Source organism: Neobacillus sp. S1115 (assembly GCF_055385565.1).
This window is the reverse complement of the sequence record NZ_AP038275.1, coordinates 2,497,180-2,522,002: the sequence shown is the minus strand read 5'-3', so window position 1 is coordinate 2,522,002 and position 24,823 is coordinate 2,497,180. Positions and strand designations below refer to the sequence as shown.

Here is a 24,823-nt window from a genome sequence, read left to right as displayed (position 1 = left end):
ATAACCCAGTAGAGGGAATTGGAGATTTTCATGCAGAAAAAAAAGCTGATTATCATCTACTTTTTTACTAGTTTAATATGGATTTATGGTTCCAACTATTTAGTTGCACATTTTGTGCCAGATTCTTATATGGAAATATTAGCAAGAATCAAAGAAATTTTTTATTTAATGGTCACAGGGGCATTCATTTATTTCTTTATGAATAAAGCAAATGAATTGAATGAGTCCAAGGAAGACCAGCAGCGCCTTTCTACCCTGATTAATTCGATGGTGGATTTTGTCAACTTTAAAGATGGGCAAGGCCGATGGATTGAGGCCAATGATTTCGGGTTACAATTATTTCAGCTCGAAAATGTTGATTACCGTGGTAAAAAAGATTCCGATTTAGCCGAGTATACAAATTTTTACGCCGAGGCTCTTAGAAATTGTGAGATCTCAGATGAAGAAACTTGGAAAAATAAAAAGATCACCCGTGTTGAAGAGGCACTCCCCCTTCCGGATGGGTCAGCAAAAGTTTTTGATACGATAAAAGTCCCTCTGTTTAACCCTGATGGAACTAGGCAAGGGCTTGTCGTTATTGGCCGCGATATTACGGAAAGAAGGGAAATGGTTAAGCAACTTGAAGAACGGGAAGAGCGCCTTAGAAGGACCGAGAAGTTGTCAGTTGTCGGTGAACTGTCGGCGAGCGTAGCCCATGAAATACGGAATCCGCTAACCTCCCTTAAAGGCTTCGTACAGCTTCTTAAAGTCGAGGATGAAAGACACCAGTTTTATTATCAAATCATGCTCGATGAGCTAGACCGAATTAATCATATTGTCGGTGAACTTTTATTACTGGCGAAGCCTCAAGCCGTAAAATTCACAAAGGCGGATGTTAAAAAGCTCTTAAAAGATGTTATTTCATTACTAAGTTCTGAGGCCAGCTACCATAATGTCCAGATTGAATCTCGATATCCAAATGACGATATGACGATTGAATGTGAGCCAAACCAATTGAAACAGTTGTTTATAAATATCATAAAAAATGCGATTGAAGCATCAGGTAATGGCGGCATGGTTACCATCTCATTTAAAAAAATGGAGCCAGAAACGATTTCGATTGTGATCGAAGACAACGGCTGTGGTATCTCTGAGGAAAGACTTGCCAAAATTGGCGAACCATTTTATTCATCCAAAGAAAAAGGAACTGGCTTAGGATTAACTGTTAGCTTTAAAATCGTTCAATCACATCATGGCACCATTCATTTTGAGAGCAAGGAAAATCAAGGAACATCTGTTCATATTGTCCTCCCTTTACTTCAGGCAAGCAATGCCCAATCCCATCATGTTAACCAAAAACAGCCTTCACAGAGTTAAGGAAGGCTGTTTTTTTGCTATAGATAGTAAAAGCGATTATTACTGACTGGATTGTTGATTAGGCTGTTGGGTCGATTGCTGTTTCGGTTGCTTCTTTCTATTTCTAAAAAAAGCGATGACTAGTAAAAATAATGGAATGATAATTTGAAAGGGCCAAGATAAATAAATGGTAACAACGTTTAGCCCCTCCTCGATATGTTCCGCAAAATTTGAGGCAATCATAACTGAAGCCAATAATATTACAAAACCGATTGGAAAATTCAGCTTTTGATGGCTTTTTAATTTGAATAAATCGGTCGCTCCAATCACTGCGGCATAATAAAAAATGGTTATTTTAAAAAAGCCGCCAATCACCAAATAAAGCATAAAAAATACATCCAGCCGTTCAATAAAATTTGCCAATTGTATTTTTCCAATTGTTGTTAATAATGGAAAGTTAGAACGCACAAAAAGATCTGGTCCCAACACTGCCACGTTGACTAATGCTGTAATGGCAATGTTGATGCCAGCTAAACTCATTCCCCCAATACAGGCGATTTTAACCTTTTTTGGATTGTTCAAATATGGCATCAGCATGGTAAAAACGATCATCTCCCCAAATGGAAAGACGAGGGTTTCTTTTAGAAAAGTACGAAGTACAGGTTTCATTCCATCCTCGAGCATAGGACGGATATTTTCAAAGTGGATAAGCCCAGAACCGGTAACAAGGACCATTCCGATAATCGCCATCAAATAAATTATGGCGAAGTACAACTCACCAATTCTGGCAATTACCTCAAATCCTTTATGTATCCCATAAATGATGGTCAAAATCATTAAAGAGTTGATAACAACTAGAGGGGTAGCTGTGTAAATAGTCGTTGTCAACAGTTCTCCGAAGTCACGTAATACTCTTGTGGCAACATACATAAAATAGACAACATAGAACAATGCAAGTATTCTGCCAATCCATTTTCCTGTTATTTTTTGCAGATAGCTTGTCAGAGGAAGTTCCGGGTAATATTTAAAAAGCCGGTAATAAATAAAAAAGACTAAAATTCCTCCCGACAGCCCTAATAAAATGCTAATCCAAGCATCTTGCTTTGCACTTGCACCAAGCCCAACTAGTAATGCGCTCCCCATTTCAAATAGGACCACGAGGACAAACATCTGGGATGCTTTAATTTTTGCGTTTTCCATCCTTATCCCCTCACTCAGGGTTTATTGATTGATATCATACCAAAATGGCTTCGTCCGGATTCCTTCACGACGTGTATAGGAATCTACCTTTACATTTACTTCAAGGTCCGCAAATCGTTCGTTCCAATTCCCTTTTAATTCTTTCCAAAGCTTTGGATTTTCCCGGTGAATTCTTTCACCGAATCCAAATATATCGCTTTTCATTTTTTGCGCTTCCTTAACAGACGACAAAATTTGCTTTTCGATTTCTTTCGCTACATTTTTATCTATTTTGTCTATTTCCTTTGGGCTTGTTAAATCCACTGTAGTATTTGCTTCACTTATCCACCCTTCAAATTCAATCGCTACATTTACAACAGGCTTCCCATTTTTTATATTAACGCCAACTTTTGTTTTAGACCGTATCGGAGCCATCGTGATGGCATTTTTTTTCCCATTCCAATCAATATTAATGGATGTGCTCTTCACCTTATCCATTATCCAGACAACACCGCGTGCCTTTTCTCGGTCAATCCATCCTTGAAGCTTGCCATCCGCAAAAATTGCCAATCCTGAAGAAGAAAGAACAGCCTCTGATTTTGTCTTCTTTAAATCATCTGATGTTCCAGATATATTTTGGTTGCCGGAAATTTTATAACCATTTACGAACGGCTCTCTCCCATGACTTATAATAGCGTTTATGAACTCATCTATATTTACGCTCATATTTTCACCTAATAGCATTTCAGTTGATTCGATTTCTTTTGTCACCTTATTGACAGGCAGTTTATCAAGATTTGCCAGTGCTGAGACCAATTTTTCTGCACTGGTTTTTCTTGCTACGACTAATTCAGTGGTCGTTCTAAATTCCGGATCACGATCCAAGGCATCTAGAATATCAAGAAGTCCATCCTTCGCCACTTCCTCGCTTATGGCAATTAAATTGGTATGGGCATAATATAGACGGCGGGAAACTTTTTGGGTCGCTCTTCTGGCAGCTTCAGTAAGTGTATCCCCTGAACTTGTATAGACCGCAATTGGAAGACCCTGTCCCCCGCCACCACCTCCTTGTCCGGATGCTACATTACCCGGAATAACAATTTGAAATGAAACTTGAAACCGCCGATCTTCTCCTTTATCAATGCCTATAGCCATTACAAATGCTAAATCTGTCAGCTCCTTTTGATTCCAGCAGGCGCTGAGAATCGGCAGGAACAAACCGATGAGTAAAAAAATCATCATGGTTTTTCTCATCATGATTCACCTTTCGAATCTTGACTATCCTCCTGTTTAGGAGGCATTGGTTTCTGATTATCTCCAGCCCTTACCGTATTTCCCTTACTTATAAATTTAGGTCGGTATTTCATTGCCCAAATAGGATAACGGATAAATATATCCTGCTGATTTTGAGCATTGAATGGCGCAATCGGCATCATATAAGGAATCCCAAAAGAACGTAGTGCACACAAATGAATGGACATAAACATCAGCCCCAATACAATTCCGTATAAACCAAGGAAGGTAGCCAGTCCCATCATAGCAAAACGAATTAGTCGTGCTGCAATAGCCATTATAAAGGTTGGCGTTGAAAAATTGGCAATCGCTGTAATTGACACAACAATAACCATAATTGGTGATACAATTCCCGCCTGAACAGCTGCTTGTCCAATAACTAACGCACCTACAATTGAAACCGCTTGACCCACTGCCCTTGGCAGTCTCAAGCCTGCTTCCCGTAAGATTTCAAACGTCACTTCCATGATTAAGGCCTCTATAAATGCCGGAAAGGGAACATTCTCTCTTTGGGCAGCAATGGCAATGGCCAAAGTGGTAGGAATCATTTCCTGATGAAAGGTTGTCGCTGCAATATATAGTGCCGGACCCATTAAGGCAATTAAAAAGGCCAAAATCCGTAGCATGCGAAGACTTGTCGAAATATCAAAGCGGGAATAATAATCGTCCGGCGCTTGAAAAAATTGAGCAAAAATAGCTGGTACTGTAATAACAAAGGGTGTTCCATCCACTAAAATGGCAATTCTCCCCTCGAGTAAATGCGACGCTATCACATCCGGCCTTTCGGAATGATGTGTCGTCGGAAAGGGTGTCCAAGTTTGATCCTCAAACAATTGCTCAATATAACCCTCCGCCATCACAGCATCAATATTTATTTGATTAAGCCGTTCTTTGACTTCCCCGATAATTTTTTCATTCGCTATTCCCTTGACATACATAATGGCGATATCGGTTTGGGCAACGGTACCCAGCTTCATCGATTCCAGCCATAAATTCGGGCTTTTTATCCGCCGCCGGATTAATGCGGTATTAGTTCGAATCGTTTCCGTAAAGGAATCCTTTGGGCCCCCGATGGATAATTGAGTACTCGGTTCGGATATGGAACGTTTATCCCATCCCTTTGTTTCAACATTGATTGCTTGATTGTAGCCATCTAAAAAAAAGAGTGTATTTCCAGAAAGAAAAGAATCAAAAACTTGATTCCATTCAGTGGCAAACTGAAAATTTCCTAAACCTGCTGCTTTCTCAATTAAAAACTGGAACGGATCTTGATTCCCATTAAATCCTGAATTTAAAAGGGTCTCATTAAAAAAATCATTGATAAGCTGCCCATTTGCCAGACCATCTACGTATACAATAGTTCCTTTATGATCACCAATCTGATACTCACGGAACAGCAAGTCCGTGCTGTTACCTAATTCTCCTTTAATTCTTGAAACATTATCTTCGTAATTCCTATGAATAGGTTGTTCTTCAGGTTTTTGCGGATCATTGTGCTGTCTTACATTATCATTCTTCCGTTTTTTTTGTTTGTTTTTCAACATGGTAGACCAAATCGACACAACTTCCGCCTCCTTTGCAGAACAAAAAGGATATATTAGGTAGGCTACCCAAAAATAAATGGGTTATCCATAATTTACATAGTATTAATTTGTTTAGCATAACTAATTGAAAATAATAAAATAATAATGATACTATTATTATGAAGGTGACCTATTTGAAAATATTCTTCGCAACCGTTCTTATAGCTCTAACCTTGGCAATGTTAATTATTTCAGTAGATATGGTAATGGGCACTAAATTTTCCGGAATTGTCACGAAAGAACTTAATCCTTTTAGGGTTATGGAACCTGCGGAAAATATAATCATCTTGTTATTTATACTCTATTTTTTCATTAAATCCGTTGTATATTATTTTAAGAAAAGAAATGAAAATTCAAAAAGCTCGCCTTAAAGCGAGCTTTTTTCATGATTATTTGTTTCTGTAGTTTCAGTATTTTTATGCTTCCATCTAAAAAGCGTTACTAAAATGGCAAACCGATTCTTCCATTTTTCTTTTCTCGGAACATTTGGTCCAAAAACATATCGATTCCAAAAATAATAAGTCGTTTCCTCAATCACGAAAATCGACAAAATTACTATCACCAGCCAGAACATTTACATGACCCCTTTTTAAAAGGATTAATTAATCCTATTCAAAAAAAGCTTGTTCTATCCTATTATTTGATCAAATTTTACCAAATGAAATATTTTTTGGAAATCATAATGTGTTAAAATGATTCAGCTTTCACAGTTTTTGACTGGATAAACGTTTTGTTTCCTGCTGTAAAGAAAATAATGCTGGCAAGGGTTACTAACGAAATTATCAAAAACATGAACTGTCCTTGGATGTGGCTTAGTAGGTATCCGCCGAGAATTGGACCGAAGAAATGACCAATCTTTCGAAACTGTCCGGCTCCGAAGTAGGTGCCGCGTAAATGTTCTGGGGCAAGTTTGTCCATCATCATGCTGTTGGACGGGAAAATCAATATTTCACCAACCGTTAAGAGCACCATGGCAATAATTGCTGTAACCCAACCATTAATGAAGCTAAATCCGATTAATCCGGCTGTCATAAAGATAGCACCGAAAACCATTCCCTGCATCAAGCTCAGCTTCTCCGCGATATGGCTGATTGGCATTTGCAAAAACACCACCATGACAGCATTGATGGTAAGAAGCACAGAGAAAATCAGCACGCCATCCTCCACCGACTTTTCCAGGTACTGCGGCAGGTTCGAGTCTATTTGGGAATACCCCATGTTAATTAAGATAATCCCAACTAATAAATATCTTAATGCCTTATCCGTCTTTATTATTTTAAACGCTTCTGCCGCAGAAACTTCTTTCTTCGCAGCAGCTTCATTTGAGATAACTAGTTTATTCATTAACCATAACAAGACTATGGCATACAATAGATAGGTACTGCCTGTAATGGCAAAGGAAACTTTTGCGGATGTATTGGCAAAATAGGCCCCAAGAAGCGGGCCAACAGATGCACCAATATTAATCGCAGTATACCTAAGTGAATAAACCTTCATCCTCTTCGTCTTCTCGGTTAAATCCGCCATAAGTGCTTGGGAGGTTGGCTCAAAAAAGGATGTACAAAGTCCATTAATAGCATTTAATAGAATGAACCAAATTTGCTCGTTAGCAATAGTAAAGCCGAAGTAAACAAGTGTCAGCGTAAATAAAGCGGTCAGCATGATTGGCTTACGGCCAAAACGGTCCGACAGATGCCCCCCGATAAATCCCCCCACCGTTCCCATTAACGGGCTCATCCCAACTGTAATCCCGATTACAATTGGAGAAAGCTCCAAATGCCTAGATAAATAAATAGACAAAAATGGCAGAGTCATAAAAGCGGAGCCCCTGGTTAAAACGGTTCCTAATAACAAGACCCAAACGATAGGGTGAAACTGTCCAATATACTGTTTTATTCTGGTCATATATATGTCCTCGCAATTTTTAGATACATACTAGTAAACTATTTTATTAGAAAAATGTAAAGAATTTTCTTGAAGATATTGGAATTTGTTTCATTATTCGAATACTTGGCAATAAAAGAATGTAGTATGAGTTTTGATTGGGGCATTGGATTATGAAACTGGCTTATATAACAGCTGACCTGATTGTTGGCTTTATCCTTCTCGTTCTTTGGATAAAAATCATTGGAAGAAAAATTATTAAAAGAGCAACTCCCTTTACCTTTATTTCCTCCATTGTTCTAGGCGAAATAATTGGTAACGCCATCTATGATGATAAAATCAGTTTTTACTATATTATGTATTCGATGGTCCTATGGGGGGCTCTTCTTATAACTGTCGAATATCTTGGACAGAAGTTTCTAACCTTTCGTGGCATGGTTGAAGGAAAGCCGTCGGCCCTGATTAAAAACGGTGTCGTGGACCGGCAGGAATTGAAGAAAAACCGTATGAACATCAATCAGCTGCAAAGCCTGCTCCGGCAAAGTGAAACCTTTTCGATCCGCGAAGTCGCTTATTGCTATCTTGAGGCAAATGGCTCACTAAGCATTTTAAAAAAGACAAAGTATCAAAAAACTACTCAAGAGGATTTTAATATGCCGCCAAAACCTGTTTACATACCCGTAACAGTTATTCGGGATGGCGAGGTATTATGGGATGAAATCTACGACCTTGGCTATGACGAAGTATGGCTGACGACTCAACTACATTCCCATAATATCACGGACTACAAGAATATTTTTATTGCTGAATGGCTGGAGGGGGAAGGTTTATTTGTACAAACCATTTCATAACACAGCGAAAAAGAGGCTGTCTCGCTTGACGGCCTCTTTTATGGTTAATTTGGATCCTTATAATTTAAGGCTCGGGTACTGTCGCCATACCCTTTGGTCGTCGGGTCTTGCACAATACCTAGCAATGATAGCAATACAAAAACAGCATTTGCCAAGGTAATTACCCAATCCTGAAGTGCATCCGAAAGCTGGAAACTAGTTATGCCCAAGGAATTTAATCCGCCTAGTATCATTTGCGCGACAATAAATAGCTGCGAGATAAATGCAATCACCCAGTTCCGGTTCTTAAACCGGACTCTCCAGTTAATCATGACACCATCCCTTTCCACAAAAATGATTTATCTTTCTACTAACATATGCTTAGATTGGAATTGGTTGTCCACGATTGTCATGGTGTTAAAAGATTTCTCGTTAAACGTCTTTGTTGGTCTTTTTTAACATGAATATTTATAATAGTAAGAAGCAAAAAACCACACGAAGGTTAGGAGATAATTATGGACAAGCTGCGCCCAATCTGGGAATTAGTCGTCCGTTTCTGGAAAAAGAAACATTTAACTCAAATTTTATTGTTGATTTGTCTAGTAGTCGTGCTTTCAACTATTTCATATTTTGGCTGGCTCGCTTCAAGAGCGAATGTGCAGTCATTAAAGGAAGGTCTAAGCCAGCCGACAGTTGTTTATGATAAAAATGGCAATGTTGCTTCAAATGTTGCAACAAACCGGACCAAAGGTGTAAAAATTGAAGAGCTGCCCAAATATGTTCCGAATGCGGTGGTAGCTATAGAGGACGAGCGATTTTATGAGCATAGCGGTTTCGATATTCAGGGGATCGCCCGTGCCTTCTTCGGTAACTTATTCGCTGGCAGGATTACTGGAGGCGGCAGCACCCTTACGCAGCAGCTCACCAAAAACGCGCTCCTGTCGCCAGAACGCACCTATAAACGGAAGGCTGAGGAATTATTTTTAGCGGTAAAAATTGAAAAAGTTTATACTAAAGACGAAATACTGCAAATGTATCTGAACCAAGTTTATTTCGGCAGCGGTGCCTGGGGAATTGGAAATGCCTCAAAGAAATATTTTAATAAGGATGCCAAGGATATGAGCATTAGCGAGGCCGCAATGATTGCTGGTCTTTTGCATGCGCCGAATTATCTTGATCCATATAGAAATTATAAGGGAGCCATGGACCGAAGAGATGTCGTGTTAGGTAAAATGAAGGAACTTGGGATGATAACCACAGCCCAGTACAGCCAGGCTAAAAAAGAAAAAATTCGCCTGCATGACGGCGGTGGCAGCTTTGTAGAGCGCAAATATCCTTATTATGTTGATGCTGTTTTAAACGAAGCCATTTCCCGATACGGCCTAACGCAGGATGAAATTTTAACAAGAGGCTACCGGATTTATACGGAAATGGATCAAAATTTACAGGCGGGCCTAGAAAAAGTTTATGCTAATAAATCCTTGTTTCCTAGAGGGATGGGGGGAGAAATCGTCCAAAGCGGCTCTGTCTTGATGGACCCAGCATCAGGCGGTGTGCTTGCCCTAGTTGGGGGACGCGGTGAACAAGTGTTTCGCGGCTTTAACCGGGCGACGCAATTAAAGGCGCAGCCAGGTTCTTCAATCAAACCGCTGGCCGTCTATACAGCAGCTCTTGAGGAAGGTTATACTTATTCGTCTGAGCTGGTTGATAAGCCGCTTACATTTGGCAATTACAAGCCGGAAAATTTCACGAAAACATATCAGGGAAAGGTTCCTTTGTATAAGGCTTTGGAAGACTCCTTAAATGTTCCGGCCGTTTGGCTGTTGGATCAAGTAGGTTTAAACAAGGGGCTTGATACCTTGAAACGCTTCGGTATTCCTGTGGAAAACGAAGATAGAAACCTGGCAGTTGCACTTGGTGGGATGAGTAAAGGCGTTTCTCCTCTGCAGATGGCCAATGCTTACACTGTTTTTCCAAATGGCGGACAGCGTCAGGACAGCCACTTGATTACAAAAATTGTCGGCCCAACAGACAATATTATTGCTGAGCGGGAACCTAAAACAACCAAAGTGACCTCCAAAAAGGTGGCAAATGAAATGACCTCCATTCTTCTAAATGTGGTTGAATCTGGAACAGGTCAGAAAGCCCGCATCCCGGGAGTACAAATTGCCGGGAAAACCGGTTCAACTCAGCTTCCGTTTGCTGATATAAACGGCACTAAGGATCAATGGATGGTCGGCTATACACCAAATTTGGTAGGGGCCATTTGGATTGGTTTTGACCAAACGGACCGCCAGCACTTCCTGCCAAGCTCAAGTTCTTCAAATGTCGTGCCTATTTTTAGAGAAATCATGAGAACATCAACAACCTCTCTTCAAAAAGAAAATTTTGATGTTGTGTCCATAAATGCTAAGCTAGCCGGGGAAACAAACCCTGCTGCAAACATACAAGACCAGGCAGAAGAAATTGGTAAAGAATTAAATGAAAGTGCCAAAAAGATTGGGAACACGATAAAAGAACAAGCACCTGAATGGAAAAAGGGTTTGGAGGAAGTACTCTATAATGTTGGCGAAAAGGTCGACTCGTTGATTCAAAAACTGCAGAGTATGCAAAAATAGCACGCCGCTTGGCGTGCTATTTATCATCTGTTAACTCGATTGGGTTTTGATGAAATGTTTTTTCCTTATGCCTTTGTAAAAGCTTTAGCAGGACTGGACCAAGGGTTAAATAAAACAAAAAGTTGCCGGCCGCATGATATAAATCAAACGGGATCCCTCTTAGGTAGTAAACCCAAAAAGCAGCCGGGCCGCCAATGATGAAAACGTTTAAGGATACCATGAACCCAAAAAACAGCCCGGTAAAACCGGCGTATACCGATAAAAGCAGATGGGGAATTTTCTCATAAAACCTTCCAATTACGCCCGATACAACGGCAACTGCTCCCCATGCTATCAGCTGCATCACAACAAAAGGACCAAAGCCTAACACCAGGTTTGAACCCAAAACCGTCAGAACAGCAATAATCAGACCAAACCTTACTCCATAAATCAAGGCAGAGCAAATTATTATAACCGTTGATGGCTGAACGTTTGGAATCATCCCCATATAAATCCTGCCAACAATACTCAAGGTTGCTAAGCACGCCATCAAGGTCATGTTTCTTAACGTTAAAAGGTTCCGTACCCTGGGCCTAAATATGGAAAGAACGCTCTCCATCACTTGTCCTCCCTATAATCGACAACATAATTCCACTCTAATGTGTCGCCAGGATTAACATCCTTTACGCCGGATGAGCGGTCTCCTTTGACTCCATTTATTCTGTAGCTCCATCCGCTGTATGGCCCTTTGTCAAACTCACGCCAGCCGCCAATACCTTTTGTATATAGCGTGGCACCTGAACCAGTAGTTTCCAGCTTTATGCCGGCCTCCTGACAGACTTGTTTTAAAACATCAGCTGCTTTCGTTTGATCGTTTATTTCAACTGACCGCGGTGCAATTAAATAGCCATCAGGCGTCTTTACTGAAACAGTTACTGTGTCTTGCTTTTTTTCTTCGACCTGTGCAGATACTGGTGCCGTACTGCCCGCTGGCTGCTGCGTTACCGTTGAAGTTTGTTTTACAGGCTGAGTAGTAATTACTTTTACGGTTGAATTCTTTCCAGCGGTATCAGATGACGTTGCTTCCGCATTGGAAACAATCCCTTCCACATTCTTTACAGTTTCCGCAGCAGTTTGCTGATCCTGCTGAACTTGTTTAACCTGAGGGGTGGTTGTTGTCGTTGTAATCGTTTTGCCCGGAGTATAGCCATATAAAGCATAGCCAATCCCGCCGATAACCAAAAGCCATGATGCAATATCACCGATGATTTTCTGCCAGCCTTTCATGGTTACACCCCCAAGAACTTTCTTCTAAGAATTAAGGCCAGTGCCCCAATAAATGCGGTAGTGCCTCCTACCTTAAGGTTATTGGAATTGATGGTACCACTTTCTTTTTCAACTTTTACCTCAACTTTGGGTTCACCAGCTGCTGTTTGAACCGCAGCAGGCTGCTGGACGACTATCACTTGCGGCTGTGAAGATGTATTTCCTGCAGCTCCAGCTGTGCCAGCATTATTGTTTGTAATGATTTCTCTAATTACCTCTTTCGTGGACTCTGAGACAGGCAATTTTGAAACGTCTGTTGTCGGCGTAACAGTCACATAATTATTGTTGTTTACTACTGTCGGTGTTGGAGCAGGTGTAGATGGCTGGGCTGGTACAGGCTCCTCTTTAGCTTGGTATGGAAAGCTAAAGAGCTGGTCACCGCTTTTAAACTTATCGTATGCCACTAAAGCTTGGAAAACCTGCTCTGTTGCAAAACTATTCTCTGCCGTTTCGGATTTCATCCATTTATAGCCGCCATTTCCTATTTCATAGGTAAATAGGTGGTTGACAGGATTTTTCCCATCCTTAGTGAATTCAGTCGAAGTCGGATCTACCCCAATAGAGGAAAGTCCAATTACCACCTGGGCAGTTGAAGATGAGTTTTCCCCCCAATTATCAAAACCGCCATTAGCCGTTTCAACCGCTTTTAAATAAGTGACGGCACTATTGATGTCTGCTTTGACAACACCATCTGACTTATGCTTGCCTAAAGCAGTCAGCACCATTCCAGTTGTATCCGGATCTGCTTGTTCACTTGTTGATCCAGCCCAGTTCCAGCCACCGGCAGTTGAATCCATAGTTGTAATCTTGTCGATAAGTTTATCCTTTGTCCATAAAGCATCAGATGGGATAGTATAATCTGCACTATCTAATGCAATTAATGCATATACATAGGCAGTAAATGCGTTCAGGGATGTATCACTATAAGCCTTTTTTATTAAGTCTTGCCCCTCAAAATTAGCAGGATCTGCCCCTAATGCACGAACAGCCAAGATAGTTTTATGAAGCTCCGTTCCTTTTAAATCAGTTCCATTTACCCTGCTTTTCAGCTTCATTAAATAGTCTTGCTTGTTCGCTGCCGTCAATTTCCCTGCTTTTGAAAGCGTAATAGCCAGCCAATCTGAATTTAGCTCTCCAGCCTGAACATGTTCGGCAGTAGAGGCAATCTCGGTGCTGACATCCTCAGCTGCATAAGCATTGTAAGGTACCGCCAGCGCCAGTACACCAGCAATAACCATCAATTTTGTTGTTTTTCTCATTTTTTTTTCTCTCTCCCTTTCTATCTTTAGCCCCAAAATTGGCATAAAAAAATCCTCCTATCAGTTAGGAGGAGGTGTTATGTATGCTAAGTAACAAACGAGTGACGTTTCCTGCTTAACACTCTCCTATCCACGTAGGCATTTGTGTTTAAAAACAGGCAGGTTTCCTGGCTCATGGTCATTGCTTCCTACGTCTTCCCATCTATTAAGACAGTGACATCGTATAGGTTGCTCCCATTTACAGTGGCGGGACCGCGTTGGCTTTTAACCAACTTCCCTATTAAGCTAAGAGTCTTGTTTTTAGACTATAGCACCTATTTTTTAAAGATTATTTTTTATGCTGTTATTATTATAGTAAAAGTTTGGCTCATTTGTACATGTTTTTGTTTTTGCTTACATCTTTATAAATGAATTTATTGAATTAAACAAGCAGGGAGCAACCCTAAAAAAAGGTGCTCCCTAGGCTTTCAATTATTCAAAATTTCTTGTTAGGTTGGCCATTTCGATGGCGCCAGAAGCAGCATCCCAGCCTTTGTTGCCTGCTTTTGTACCAGCCCGCTCGATTGCCTGCTCGATTGAATCTGTGGTTAATACCCCAAAAATAACCGGAATGCCAGTGTCAAGCGTGATGCGGGATACTCCTTTTGCCACTTCATTACACACGAAATCAAAATGTGGTGTAGAACCGCGGATAACTGTACCAAGTGTGATAACTGCATCATATTTTTTGCTGTCAGCCATTTTTTTAGCGATTAATGGAATTTCAAATGCACCAGGGACCCACGCGACATCCACATCAGCATCATTCACTCCATGGCGCTTTAAAGCATCCTGTGCACCAGATAATAACTTGCTTGTAATAAATTCATTAAAACGTCCTACTACGATTCCGACTTTCAGTCCTGTACCAACTAAATTTCCTTCAAAAATATGTCCCATTTCTATTCCTCCGTATTTTTAATAATGAAGCAGATGGCCTAATTTATCATGTTTGGTTTTTAAATAGCTTTCGTTTTCGGGTCTCATTTCCATTTGCAGCGGTACCCGCTCGACGACTTCCAGGTCGTAGCCCTTTAGGCCCTTAATTTTACGCGGATTATTCGTTAATAACATCATTTTTCTGATGCCAAGATCTCTTAAAATTTGTGCACCAATTCCATAATCCCTTAAATCAGGCTTAAATCCAAGTTTTTCATTTGCCTCTACCGTATCATAGCCTTGTTCCTGAAGCTGATAGGCCTTCATTTTGTTAAGCAGGCCAATGCCTCTGCCTTCCTGGCGCATATACAACAGCACACCATTTCCGGCTTGTTCAATCTGCATCAGGGCGGCGTGGAGCTGCGGACCGCAGTCACAGCGGTAAGATCCAAAAACATCACCCGTTAAGCATTCCGAATGAACCCTGACCAGAATAGGTTTCTCCGGGTCAATATCACCTTTAATGAGAGCAACATGCTCTTTGTCGTCTACCATATTTGAATACCCGATTGCTTTAAAATCGCCATATTCAGTCGGCAACTTGATCTCCACTTCCCGCTTTACCAATTTATCCTTTTGATTTCGGTATTCAATCAGATCTTTGATCGTAATCATTTTCAGGCCCAGCTTATCGGCGATTTTTCTTAGCTGCGGTACCCGGGCCATCGTCCCGTCTTCATTCATGATTTCACAAATAACGCCAGCAGGCATGGCTCCAGATAGGTTTGCAAGATCTACTGCTGCTTCTGTGTGACCTGTTCTTCTAAGGACGCCGCCTTTTTTAGCGATAAGCGGAAAAACATGGCCAGGACGTTTAAAATCGGCAGCTTTTGACTGAGGATCAATCAAATTCATGATTGTCGCAGACCGTTCAAAGGCCGAAATACCTGTTGTAGAATTTTTATGATCAATGCTGACTGTAAAAGCAGTCCCATGCGGGTCGGTATTGTTCGCTACCATCGGCATTAAATCCAGTTTTTTTGCTAATTCTTCCTCAATCGGAACACAGACAAGGCCTCTCCCATGCGTTACCATCAAATTGATAACCTCAGGAGTTGTTTTTTCGGCAAGCGCTATGAAATCTCCTTCATTTTCCCTGTCCTCATCGTCGCAAACAATGATAACCTTCCCTTGTTTCAATTCTTCGATTGCTTCTTCAATCCTGTCAAACATACCGTATCACTCCTTTGTTCAGTTTTTTCATGCTATTTTATAAAAATCCATTCGCTTCTAAAAATTGGGCCGTAATACCTGATTGGCCTTTAGGCTTCTGATTGTTCGAAAAATTATTCATAAAATGAGCGACATACTTGCCAATCATATCGCATTCCAAATTTACAATCTCACCCGGTCCTTTGTTACCGACCACAGTTTCCGACATCGTATGGGGAATTAACGATAAGGTAAACGAGTTTTCGGTTACTCCAAATACCGTTAAGCTTGTCCCATCTACTGTTATGGAGCCTTTATAAATGATGTATTTCAATATTTCCGGCTCGGTCTCAATTTCATAATAGACAGCATTTTCAAGCGCATTTTTGCCTTTAATAACCCCGGTGCCATCGATATGCCCTGAAACAATATGACCGCCAAACCTTCCACCGGCCGCCATTGCTCTCTCAAGATTTACTTTTGAGCCGCGCTTTAACGAATTTAAACTAGAGGCTTTAACCGTTTCCGGCATGACGTCGACCGTAAAGCGGGTTCCCGTAAAGGAGGTAACAGTTAAGCAAACCCCATTGACAGCAATACTGTCTCCAAGATGAACATCGGCGAGAATTTTTTTCGCTTCAATCGTCATCACAAATGAATTACCAGTCCGCTGTATTGCTGAAATAGTACCAATCTCTTCAATAATTCCGGTAAACATCCTTCTTTCTCCCTTCATTAGGGTTTCCAGGGATTAAAGATTCTTCTAAAAAGCAAAAAGACCCTGAGGTAAAAACCTTCAGGGCCTGTTTAAAGACAATAGAAAATTAAGGCTTAAAAAAGGCTAAATTTCGCCAATTTTAATCCTGCTATTTCCCTTCTCCCATCCAGACTTTAACTGTCGGCTCCGGAATTTCACCAGATCCACCGTTTAACAAAATTGTTAACCGGGTCACGGACTAAGAAGCATGCGCTTCATCACCGCCGGTAAGGATTTTCACCTTGCCCCGAAGGAATTACTGTTAAATTATTTTAATATTATTATACAGAAGTGCATCTGTAAAGGAAACCGAACTGATAAATGAAAAAATAAACTTTATTTATACACCATAACTGGCAAATAAATTTCAAAATGAAGATCACCGCTGGCATTTTGCCCTTTGTGCTCTTCCTTATAAATCTCTAAACTTAATGCTTGATGATCTTGCTCATAGCCATATTCTTTCATCCACGTAAACAAAAGGTTATATGTATTTTCTACCTCTTCAGGTTTTCCTTTATGGGTTGTCACCACATAATTTTTACTTGGAATCGTAAAGCCAACCATTCCTTCCGGGATTTCTGTAATTTTTTCAACAGGTGCAGTGACGTAATAGGTAAACTCCGTCTCCCGGCTATGAAACGGGGCAATAAGAACCGGTTCCTCTGTCTTAAAGGAAATTTCCTCTAGCCGTTGTTCAAATTTTGTAAACAACTTGGGTATCTTGTTAGTTTCAGTATAACTTCCATTCCATGAAATTCCAACTACTCTCAATTCATTTTTTTCTACTACTTGGATATCCATGTTAAAACCCCCTTTTTTTCTATCTTATTTCTAATATTCTCACAATATCCTTAAATTCCTGCCAAAAAAATTCGACTTTTTCAAAAATTTATTATTTTAAAAAAATCAAAAATGCAGCCAAAATGATAGCCATACTTCGTTTCTAAATGTTGGAATTAATTTCAAAAATATTCCACAAGAACTTCTTGAAATTTATCTCTTAGGTAGTTTGTTTAATAGAATCTTCTCCCATCGACTCCAGGGGATCAGGTTTTTAATGAGGATGGCCATTTTTACACCCTTACCAATAGGAAAACGTAATACTGGTTTTTGCATTTTGGCTATTACTGAGATTTTTTTGGCTACCTCCCGTGGGTCGCCAAACTTTTCTTCTCCGGATAGAATGTAATTTTCCATACCTTCCATTAGTCGGTAGTACGGTGAGTCGGGTTGGGAGCGGGTAATTTGTTTTCCTGAAGACCAAATACTAGTCCTGTACGAACCCGGCTCTACTAGTATTACATCCACGCCAAATGGCTTCATTTCCAGGCGAAGGCATTCACTCCAGCCCTCGAGGGCGTGCTTTGATGCCACATATGGTGACATTCCTGGAAAGGCGACAACGCCGCTGATGCTGCTAAGATTAATGATTTTTCCATGACGCTGCTGTCGCATAAATGGCAAGATGGCTTTTGTAACTGCCATCACGCCAAAAACGTTTGTTTCAAATTGTTTACGGTATTCCTCCATCGGGAGCTCCTCGACAAACCCGGCAGCAGCGTAGCCCGCGTTGTTGACGAGTACATCGATACGGCCTAGAGATTCCGTTAGTTTGGCGAGTTGGTTGATTGAATCTTGTGAGGTAACGTCTAGTTGGCGGATGGTGATTTTATCTTCGATTTTTTCTTTCTTGGCTTCTGAAAGGAGTCCGCCGCTTTTTTCAAGATTTCTCATCGTCGCTATAACATAAAAACCCGACCGAGCAAGCTCCAGAGTTGTTAAAAGGCCGAATCCGCTTGACGATCCTGTTACAATGGCAATCGGTTCGTTCATGGTAATTCCCCCTTAAATAAAAGTGTAACAAAATTTTGACAAATCCCTGCAAAATCCAGCAGGAAATTTTCTTCTTTTTGAGAAAGATTAATGGGAAATTAAAAAGGAGTGATGAATTTGATAATAAAACCACGCTTTATCCCACTGATTATTCTTATTTTAGAGGCCTTGGTAAGGCGTCTACGGAAAAACCATCCAAAATGGCAGCTGATTTCAGATGAATTAGCCGGACGATGGGCCGGATACCGGGGTGAACAATCGATTGATTTCTACCTACACTCTCTCCCCGAAAAAGAATACCACATTTTCCACGATTTGAACCTTCCCGATGGAGAATACAACTGCCAAATTGATACCTTCCTTACAACTACCAAAAGCGGAATTATCATAGATGTGAAAAATTATAAGGGAAAGATCTTAATTGACACAGATTCAGAACAATTAATTCAAACAGTTAATGGTGAAGAATATACATACCCCTATCCAATTTTTCAGGTAGAAAGGCATCAAAGTGTCCTTAATAGAGTGCTTATTGAACACAATTTACCACCGTTACCCATTGAATATTTAGTAGTTTTCAGTAATCCTAATGCCATTCTTTCCTTTGGCGGGAGAAATGGATTGAAGGTCATGCAGCGCATCTGCAAATCCCCTAGTATTCTTCATAAAATGCAGTTATTTGAGAATTTCCATAAACAAGAGATATTTGACCCAAAGGATCTTCGGAAGTTTGATAAACTTTTGTTGAAGCTTAATACTGTTCCAACAAAGCCAATTCTCAAGAGATTTGACATACTCCATGGTGATTTGTTGCCGGGGGTGCATTGTCCAATTTGTTTACATTTACCAATGCAACGCAAAAACCAAAATTGGTATTGTTCATTTTGTAATACCTTTGTTCCAAATGCCCATCTTTACACTATCCAGGATTATTTTTTATTATATGGGCCTAGTATTACCAATCAACAGTTTAGGGGGTTCGCGCAAATATCTTCGCCAGATCTTGCACGTAGATTACTTCATTCAGCCAATCTCAAATATGAGGGTGATAACAAAGCGAGGGTCTATTTTCCTACAGAAATCCCTTTTATTCACCCATTAAATTTATGGAAAAATTAGGTACTTGTATGATTCGCTGATAAATTTGAAAATCCGCTGATATATTTAAAAATTCGCTGATATATCATAAGAATTCGCTGATAAAATCAAAAATTCGCTGATATATCATAAAAATTCGCTGATATTTTTTTTCTTGCTTGGAAAATCGATTTCTTATATAACAGGATTATCGGTATTTACATGATTTTCTCACTCAACACGGTGATTTTTTCCAAAAAAAATTGTAATTTTGCCTTTAAAAAGGAAACTTCCGCGCAAATTTTGGCCCAATTCCAACTATTTTTAAGCAAAACACGGTGCCCGCTCGCAATAGTTAGTTACCTTTTTAAAACAACCAACCAAAAAAGGCCGTTCGCACACCAAAACGCGAACGGCCCAATTTTTTTTACGAAAAAAAAACAGACCCTTTAAAAGAGTCTGTTTAATTTTTAACAGTTATTAAGCTTTACGGACATTTACCGCTTGCGGCCCACGCTGGCCGTTTTCGATATCAAACGTAACTTCTTGTCCTTCGTCTAAGGTTTTGAAACCCTCGATTTGAATTGCAGAGTAATGAACGAAAACGTCTTCTCCGCCATCTCTTTCGATAAATCCAAAACCTTTTTCACTGTTAAACCATTTTACCTTGCCATGTTCCATTTCTTTCGGTGCCTCCTAGCATAATCCCATAAATAAAATTTTGCAAAATAATGCTTGCACATATATTTTTACCCGTATGCATTCCTCATATACCAATTCCAAGTAAAAAAATTTTATTTATCCAAAACCCATTTGCGAATAGCCTTCGCCACGCCATCTTCTTCATTAGAAGCTGTCACCCAGTCAGCCGTTTCCTTTACAATCTCCTGAGCATTTCCCATGGCTACACCCATGCCAGCTTCTTTAATCATGGCCAGATCGTTAAGGGAGTCTCCGACGGCCATTACATTCTTCATCTCAATTCCGAGCCGCTCGCACACAAGCCTTAATCCTTGCGCTTTGTTTATACCTGAAGCGTTAACCTCTATGTTGAATGGTGTGGAATTTGACAGTTCAAATTCACCTCTAGCTTCCAGCTCTTTAATCACAATTTCGCGGACGGCATCATCATGAATATTGAAGCCAAATTTCATCCACTCAACCGAATGCAAATCCTCTGGCATTTCATTGTGCCAGTTTCGTTCCGTACTGATTGCCCAAAATGTCGCTTTGTGCTCATTGGCAAGCTTCAGCATCCATTCAATTTGTTCAGATTTTACAAGCGATCTTCTCACAAGTTCGCGTTTTTCATCCCAAATCTCACTTCCATTTACCGTCACCAAAAAGGACGAAAGATTTAGAGAATCGGCATGATTATGACTATTTAAAAAGGATCGTCCTGTACTTAGAACAACAAATACGCCCTTATCCTGGGCTTCTTTGATTGCCTCACTATTTGCCACAGAAATTTCATGCTGATTATTTAATAAGGTCCCATCCATATCAAGGGCAATTAATTTAATATCTATATGATTATTCAATTCCTCTTGCTCCCTTCTGTTCTGCTCATTACATTAGATTACCATTTTTGAATAAGTCTTTTCAAAGAAGGAGACTTTTAATTTACATGATATTTTTATGGTAACCACAAAAAACTCCCTGCGATATTCCGCAGGGAGTTAGATGAAAATAAGAAACTGATAGTTGCTCCTGATGATTAATGATGATGGTGATGGCCGCCTCTGGATGGGTTGGTAATTACCCACTCTTCATTAGGTACTTGGAAAAATTGAATCCAAACACCATCCAACCATTCATTATCCTTTTCCAGAATAAAATCAATATCCTTATCGGATTTTACCACTTCATCCTTGTCGGTTGGTGTATCAAGCATCAGGTCATAATGGGCATGATCGCCGTGGATGTTGGAAACATAAACACGAAACAATTTACCCTCCGCTTCCTCTTGTCCAAGCATTTTTTTCAATTCCTTTGCAGCACTACGATTTACTTTTACCTTCATTTCTTCTAAGCCCTCTTTCTAAAAATAATTAACGAGTATTTCGTTTTCTTTTCTCTCTAACTAGCTGGAACCAAATAAACGCGATGTATAGCGGGATGGCTACATAGAGAAAGTACGGAAAACGATATTGTTCTTTTTTGAAAAATAAATAAATGGCGCAGCCTAAAAAAGCTGTGACAATAATTCCGTATTTGGGCAGGGGAACGTCCTTCAGGCTTGGGATCTTAACGGTGCTTACCATTAAGAAACAAATTACAAAAAAGGCGATAGGGAGAACAATTGATGGCATTTTGCCGTGAAACAGCGTTAACAGCGTTAACACCCCGCCCCCAGCCGTGATGGGTACACCCGTAAAATACTTTAATGAAGATTTCACCGCATTTATGTTGAAGCGGGCTAATCGATAAGCTCCGAATAATGGAAACAAACCTGAAATTGCCATGCCCACGATGCCATATGTAGAAAAGTAGGAGTAATAAGCCATCATCGCAGGCGCAACACCAAAGGTAACGATGTCAGCGAGTGAATCAAGCTCCTTCCCCAGCTCACTTTCCACACGCAGTATTCTTGCAATCCGTCCGTCCATGCTATCGAGCATCATCCCAATTAAGATCAGAATGGCCGCATTCTTATAATCCCCCTGCGCCGAATACATGACCGACAAAAAGCCAAAAAATAAATTAAAAAGCGTAAACAAATTTGGAATACTGTTTCTAATAATATGTATCACTCCAATTTAAACAATAAAAAGGATTAAATTCATACCCTTTTATTCAAAATCATTCCTCTCTTATTAATATCTGTTAGGTTACGTTACTATGTCAATATTATATCATAACATATTTTAACAAAATTAATTTCAAAAACATAGAAGAGGCTGTTCCATATTGAAACAGCCCCCTTTTTTATTATTTCTTTATGATGCTTCTTTTTCTGAAGTTTTTAATACTTTATCCTTTGAGAAGAACCATCCGGCTGCAGCAATTCCAACCAAGACAAGGTAAAAACTTACCTTCCATTCGGTTGAGTGGGCAAAATCTTCATTTAATATCGCTAGTTCAGGATGGGAAAGTGTATAGACAGCAAGTTTTACTCCCACCCAGCCAACAATCGCAAATGCGGCAATCTCAAGGCCGGGGCGTCTCTCTAGAAGCTTAACAAACATATTAGCAGCAAAGCGCATTATCACTAGGCCAATGATTCCGCCGGCAAAGATGACCAAGAACTTTCCGCCATCGAGTCCACCAATATTCGGCAGAGGCGTATTGGGAAGGACGACAGCCATGGCAACAGCAGCAAGAATAGAATCAACTGCAAAAGCAATATCCGCCAATTCCACCTTAAACACGGTGGTCCAAAATCCACTTTTTTTACTTATTTCCGTTTTCTCTTTTCCTTCAGCTTTTCTTTTCACTACTTTACGGAAAATGTGATTGCCGGCCATAAACAATAAATACAGGGCACCGATGGCTTGAACCTGCCAAACGTCCACAAGAAAGGAGATGGCGAAAAGAGAAGCAAAGCGGAAGATAAATGCACCGGCTAAACCGTAAAACAATGCCTTTTTCCGTTCTTCCTCTGGGAGATGTTTCACCATGATCGCCAATACCAAAGCATTATCCGCTGCTAGCAAACCTTCTAATGCCACCAAAATAATTAAAACCCATCCATACTCCATCAATAGAGATACATCCACTAAACAATTCCTCCTTTAAAAGGTTTTGGTTGATAAAATACCCTTTTGCCAAATAAAAAGGCCTTTACCGAATACAGTAAAGGCCTAAAAAAGCATATAAAAAGACCTTTACAGTAAAGTAAAGGTCTTGCTAACAACGTCCAAGTTGCCAATAAAGCCGGAGAATAAATTCTCGGAATGACGACTTTATTGTAGCAGCTACTCCCCTTTAAAAAGGAAATATTCTATTACTTATACTATATTAAACTTTTAAAAAGATGTCAACGTAAGTTCCTAAGATTGCAAAAATTTTACAGTTCATAAACTGCGGAGTATTTTTTCTCCAGGTATTCCACTAGGTAGTCAGCATTCAATTCTTCGCCTGTTACCTTGACAATTAATTGATTCGGGGTGTAAAGCTTCCCATATTGATGGATATTTTCCTTTAACCAGTCTTGAATGATATCGAACCTGCCATTTTCAATAAGCTGATAAAATTCCGGCAAATCCTTTTGAATTTTCCTTAAAATTTGCGCCGCATAGAGATTCCCTAATGAATAAGATGGGAAATAACCAATGCCGCCAAACGACCAGTGAACATCCTGCAACACTCCCACCGTATCAGAAGTCGGAGTAATCCCTAGGTAATCCTCGATCTTTTGATTCCAAATGCTTGGCAGATCCTTTGCTTCGATTTCACCAGCGATTAGGGCCTTTTCGATTTCATAGCGGACCATAATATGCAAATTATAGGTCAGTTCATCTGCTTCAACTCGGATGAACGATGGCTCAACTGTATTAACCGCTCGATAAAACTCATCGACTGACACATTTGCAAGCTGCCCTGGGAATGTTTCCTTAAGCTTGGGATAAAAATAATTCCAAAATTCTTTGCTGCGGCCGACCATGTTTTCTAAAAATCTTGATTGAGATTCATGAATCCCAAACGATGCACCGCTTTGAAGGACAGATTCCTCATATTCCGCATTAATATGCTGTTCGTAAATGCCATGACCCGCTTCGTGGATCGTGCCAAATAAGGCAGAGCGCACATTTTGTTCCAAATAACGCGTCGTCAAGCGGACGTCCCCAATATTCACTGTTTGAGCAAACGGGTGAACAGTCTCATCCAATCTTCCGGCCTCCATATCAAAACCAATGATTGGCAGGATATAGCGATTAAATTGTTTCTGCTTTTCAACTTCAAAAGCCTGGTTGAAAATTTCCGACCTTGTTCCTTTACCATTCTTTTGAATCCGATTCAATAACCGTACACTGGATTCTCTTAGCTTTGCAAACAGCGGATCCAGTATTTTTACGGTTAAACCAGGTTCAAATTCATCTAGCAAAGCATCATATGGATGGTCCTCATATCCATAAATTTCAGCGAACTTTCGCTTGTACTCCACAATCTTTTCCAGATACGGCAGGAAACGCCCAAAGTCGTTATTTGCTCTTGCCTCCTCCCAGGAATCATTTGCCTGTCCTGTCAGCACCGAATAGTCCTGGAACATGTCAGCGGGAATGCTTTTGGATTTTTCATAAAAAGTCTTATATTCTCTTACCTTCGCTTTTGTTGCTTCATCTAAAACTGCAGAATTCGCAGAAAGTGTTAAAGTATTAAGCAGTTCACCCATTTCCGGCGAAACCGATAATTTAAACATCTCTGTCCTTAATGTGCCGGCTGCCTTTGCAAAAACGTGTCTCCCTTTTTTCGGTGCCATCACCTTCTGATCCCAGTCAGCCAAACCGATAATACTTGAGTAATGCGTTATTTTTTCATCTAATGCCTTAAATTTCTCCAATGCCTGTTGTAATTTCGGCTCCAATACCTTCTGTTCCATATAGCCCCTCCCTGTATCTATTTTCCAATGGATGAAAAAAATGTTAGTTCACCCCTAATAATTATAAAGGAAAACTGGTCATTTTGGAAAAAATTTGAAAGCCTTTTCAACTATTTTGTATATCTTTTCTCCATCGTTTTTATGTCTGTATAAATTTTACAATCGGGCAAAAAATACAAACATTGTTTAAATATT

At 40.1% G+C, this 24,823-nt stretch carries 25 protein-coding genes and 2 riboswitches; of the genes, 5 read left to right on the top strand and 20 right to left on the bottom strand.

Translation table 11 applies throughout. The annotated features are described in order from the left end of the window. Positions 1-30: 30 nt before the first annotated feature. The gene (locus ACZ5B7_RS12235; protein ID WP_464493938.1) at positions 31-1,356 is read left to right on the top strand and encodes an ATP-binding protein; all 1,326 of its coding nucleotides are present in this window, start codon (positions 31-33) and stop codon (positions 1,354-1,356) included. 39 nt (positions 1,357-1,395) lie between these two features. On the opposite strand, the gene ACZ5B7_RS12230 is transcribed toward ACZ5B7_RS12235, so the two are convergent. Genes ACZ5B7_RS12230 through ACZ5B7_RS12220 form a run of 3 tightly spaced genes read right to left on the bottom strand, consistent with a single transcriptional unit; the run spans position 1,396 to position 5,351 of the window. Then, complete coding sequence (locus tag ACZ5B7_RS12230; protein WP_464493937.1) at positions 1,396-2,535, bottom strand: GerAB/ArcD/ProY family transporter; 1,140 nt, start codon at positions 2,533-2,535, stop codon at positions 1,396-1,398. A gap of 21 nt (positions 2,536-2,556) precedes the next feature. Further along, positions 2,557-3,756 (bottom strand): Ger(x)C family spore germination protein, encoded by a 1,200-nt coding sequence (locus ACZ5B7_RS12225; RefSeq protein ID WP_464493936.1) that lies wholly within the window; start codon positions 3,754-3,756, stop codon positions 2,557-2,559. Between the two features lie 11 nt (positions 3,757-3,767). After that, positions 3,768-5,351: a spore germination protein gene (locus tag ACZ5B7_RS12220; protein ID WP_464494487.1), complete on the bottom strand. Its 1,584-nt coding sequence runs from the start codon at positions 5,349-5,351 to the stop codon at positions 3,768-3,770. 158 nt (positions 5,352-5,509) lie between these two features. Between ACZ5B7_RS12220 and ACZ5B7_RS12215 the strand changes: the two genes are divergently transcribed. Then, a complete protein-coding gene (locus tag ACZ5B7_RS12215; protein ID WP_464493935.1) occupies positions 5,510-5,761 on the top strand; it encodes a hypothetical protein in 252 nt (83 codons plus the stop codon). On the opposite strand, the gene ACZ5B7_RS12210 is transcribed toward ACZ5B7_RS12215, so the two are convergent. Together ACZ5B7_RS12210 and ACZ5B7_RS12205 are read right to left on the bottom strand one after the other, a co-directional pair. Further along, positions 5,758-5,964, bottom strand: coding sequence for a hypothetical protein (locus tag ACZ5B7_RS12210; RefSeq protein WP_464493934.1), 207 nt, complete (start codon positions 5,962-5,964; stop codon positions 5,758-5,760). The genes ACZ5B7_RS12215 and ACZ5B7_RS12210 overlap by 4 nt on opposite strands. 113 nt (positions 5,965-6,077) lie before the next feature. Beyond that, positions 6,078-7,295: an MDR family MFS transporter gene (locus ACZ5B7_RS12205; protein WP_464493933.1), complete on the bottom strand. Its 1,218-nt coding sequence runs from the start codon at positions 7,293-7,295 to the stop codon at positions 6,078-6,080. 152 nt (positions 7,296-7,447) lie between these two features. Here ACZ5B7_RS12205 and ACZ5B7_RS12200 point away from each other — a divergent pair, with 152 nt between their 5' ends. Further along, positions 7,448-8,125: a DUF421 domain-containing protein gene (locus tag ACZ5B7_RS12200; protein ID WP_464493932.1), complete on the top strand. Its 678-nt coding sequence runs from the start codon at positions 7,448-7,450 to the stop codon at positions 8,123-8,125. Positions 8,126-8,169: 44 nt separating this feature from the next. Here ACZ5B7_RS12200 and ACZ5B7_RS12195 read toward each other — a convergent pair whose 3' ends face one another. Next, positions 8,170-8,436, bottom strand: a complete 267-nt coding sequence (locus ACZ5B7_RS12195) for a phage holin (RefSeq protein ID WP_423802057.1) — start codon at positions 8,434-8,436, stop codon at positions 8,170-8,172. Between the two features lie 183 nt (positions 8,437-8,619). Between ACZ5B7_RS12195 and ACZ5B7_RS12190 the strand changes: the two genes are divergently transcribed. Next, the gene (locus ACZ5B7_RS12190) at positions 8,620-10,722 is read left to right on the top strand and encodes a transglycosylase domain-containing protein (RefSeq protein ID WP_464493931.1); all 2,103 of its coding nucleotides are present in this window, start codon (positions 8,620-8,622) and stop codon (positions 10,720-10,722) included. Between the two features lie 16 nt (positions 10,723-10,738). Here ACZ5B7_RS12190 and ACZ5B7_RS12185 read toward each other — a convergent pair whose 3' ends face one another. The 8 genes from ACZ5B7_RS12185 to ACZ5B7_RS12150 all read right to left on the bottom strand — a co-directional run bounded on the left by ACZ5B7_RS12185 (position 10,739) and on the right by ACZ5B7_RS12150 (position 18,009). Further along, complete coding sequence (locus ACZ5B7_RS12185; RefSeq protein WP_213140420.1) at positions 10,739-11,320, bottom strand: ECF transporter S component; 582 nt, start codon at positions 11,318-11,320, stop codon at positions 10,739-10,741. Next, positions 11,320-11,988, bottom strand: coding sequence for a DUF4430 domain-containing protein (locus ACZ5B7_RS12180; protein WP_464493930.1), 669 nt, complete (start codon positions 11,986-11,988; stop codon positions 11,320-11,322). The genes ACZ5B7_RS12185 and ACZ5B7_RS12180 overlap by 1 nt, the downstream gene beginning before the upstream one ends. Before the next feature lie 2 nt (positions 11,989-11,990). Then, positions 11,991-13,286: a prenyltransferase/squalene oxidase repeat-containing protein gene (locus ACZ5B7_RS12175; RefSeq protein ID WP_464493929.1), complete on the bottom strand. Its 1,296-nt coding sequence runs from the start codon at positions 13,284-13,286 to the stop codon at positions 11,991-11,993. Positions 13,287-13,426: 140 nt separating this feature from the next. After that, positions 13,427-13,619, bottom strand: a riboswitch (cobalamin riboswitch). Between the two features lie 138 nt (positions 13,620-13,757). Then, entirely contained in the window at positions 13,758-14,225 is a 468-nt protein-coding gene (gene ribH, locus ACZ5B7_RS12170; RefSeq protein ID WP_423802052.1) for a 6,7-dimethyl-8-ribityllumazine synthase, read from the bottom strand. An 18-nt stretch (positions 14,226-14,243) separates the two neighbouring features. Next, positions 14,244-15,437 carry a bifunctional 3,4-dihydroxy-2-butanone-4-phosphate synthase/GTP cyclohydrolase II gene (locus ACZ5B7_RS12165; protein WP_464493928.1) on the bottom strand — a complete coding sequence of 398 codons (1,194 nt, stop codon included), beginning with the start codon at positions 15,435-15,437 and terminating at the stop codon, positions 14,244-14,246. Positions 15,438-15,474: 37 nt separating this feature from the next. Then, positions 15,475-16,134, bottom strand: coding sequence for a riboflavin synthase (gene ribE / locus ACZ5B7_RS12160; RefSeq protein ID WP_464493927.1), 660 nt, complete (start codon positions 16,132-16,134; stop codon positions 15,475-15,477). Between the two features lie 150 nt (positions 16,135-16,284). After that, positions 16,285-16,432, bottom strand: a riboswitch (FMN riboswitch). Positions 16,433-16,509: 77 nt separating this feature from the next. Beyond that, entirely contained in the window at positions 16,510-16,977 is a 468-nt protein-coding gene (locus tag ACZ5B7_RS12155) for a GyrI-like domain-containing protein (protein ID WP_423802050.1), read from the bottom strand. Between the two features lie 192 nt (positions 16,978-17,169). Continuing rightward, positions 17,170-18,009, bottom strand: a complete 840-nt coding sequence (locus ACZ5B7_RS12150) for an SDR family oxidoreductase (RefSeq protein ID WP_464493926.1) — start codon at positions 18,007-18,009, stop codon at positions 17,170-17,172. A gap of 117 nt (positions 18,010-18,126) precedes the next feature. Between ACZ5B7_RS12150 and ACZ5B7_RS12145 the strand changes: the two genes are divergently transcribed. Continuing rightward, entirely contained in the window at positions 18,127-19,128 is a 1,002-nt protein-coding gene (locus ACZ5B7_RS12145) for a nuclease-related domain-containing protein (RefSeq protein WP_464493925.1), read from the top strand. A gap of 438 nt (positions 19,129-19,566) precedes the next feature. Here the strand turns inward: ACZ5B7_RS12145 and ACZ5B7_RS12140 are convergent, their stop codons facing one another. The 6 genes from ACZ5B7_RS12140 to ACZ5B7_RS12115 all read right to left on the bottom strand — a co-directional run bounded on the left by ACZ5B7_RS12140 (position 19,567) and on the right by ACZ5B7_RS12115 (position 24,628). Further along, positions 19,567-19,767 carry a cold-shock protein gene (locus tag ACZ5B7_RS12140; RefSeq protein ID WP_213140427.1) on the bottom strand — a complete coding sequence of 67 codons (201 nt, stop codon included), beginning with the start codon at positions 19,765-19,767 and terminating at the stop codon, positions 19,567-19,569. A 113-nt stretch (positions 19,768-19,880) separates the two neighbouring features. After that, the gene (locus ACZ5B7_RS12135; RefSeq protein WP_464493924.1) at positions 19,881-20,627 is read right to left on the bottom strand and encodes a Cof-type HAD-IIB family hydrolase; all 747 of its coding nucleotides are present in this window, start codon (positions 20,625-20,627) and stop codon (positions 19,881-19,883) included. A 176-nt stretch (positions 20,628-20,803) separates the two neighbouring features. Beyond that, positions 20,804-21,109: an iron-sulfur cluster assembly accessory protein gene (locus ACZ5B7_RS12130; protein ID WP_213140428.1), complete on the bottom strand. Its 306-nt coding sequence runs from the start codon at positions 21,107-21,109 to the stop codon at positions 20,804-20,806. Between the two features lie 28 nt (positions 21,110-21,137). Then, positions 21,138-21,839, bottom strand: coding sequence for a CDP-diacylglycerol--serine O-phosphatidyltransferase (gene pssA / locus ACZ5B7_RS12125; RefSeq protein WP_213115975.1), 702 nt, complete (start codon positions 21,837-21,839; stop codon positions 21,138-21,140). A 186-nt stretch (positions 21,840-22,025) separates the two neighbouring features. Beyond that, a complete protein-coding gene (locus tag ACZ5B7_RS12120) occupies positions 22,026-22,805 on the bottom strand; it encodes a TerC family protein (RefSeq protein ID WP_464493923.1) in 780 nt (259 codons plus the stop codon). Positions 22,806-23,095: 290 nt separating this feature from the next. Then, positions 23,096-24,628, bottom strand: a complete 1,533-nt coding sequence (locus ACZ5B7_RS12115) for a carboxypeptidase M32 (RefSeq protein ID WP_464493922.1) — start codon at positions 24,626-24,628, stop codon at positions 23,096-23,098. Positions 24,629-24,823: the final 195 nt, after the last annotated feature.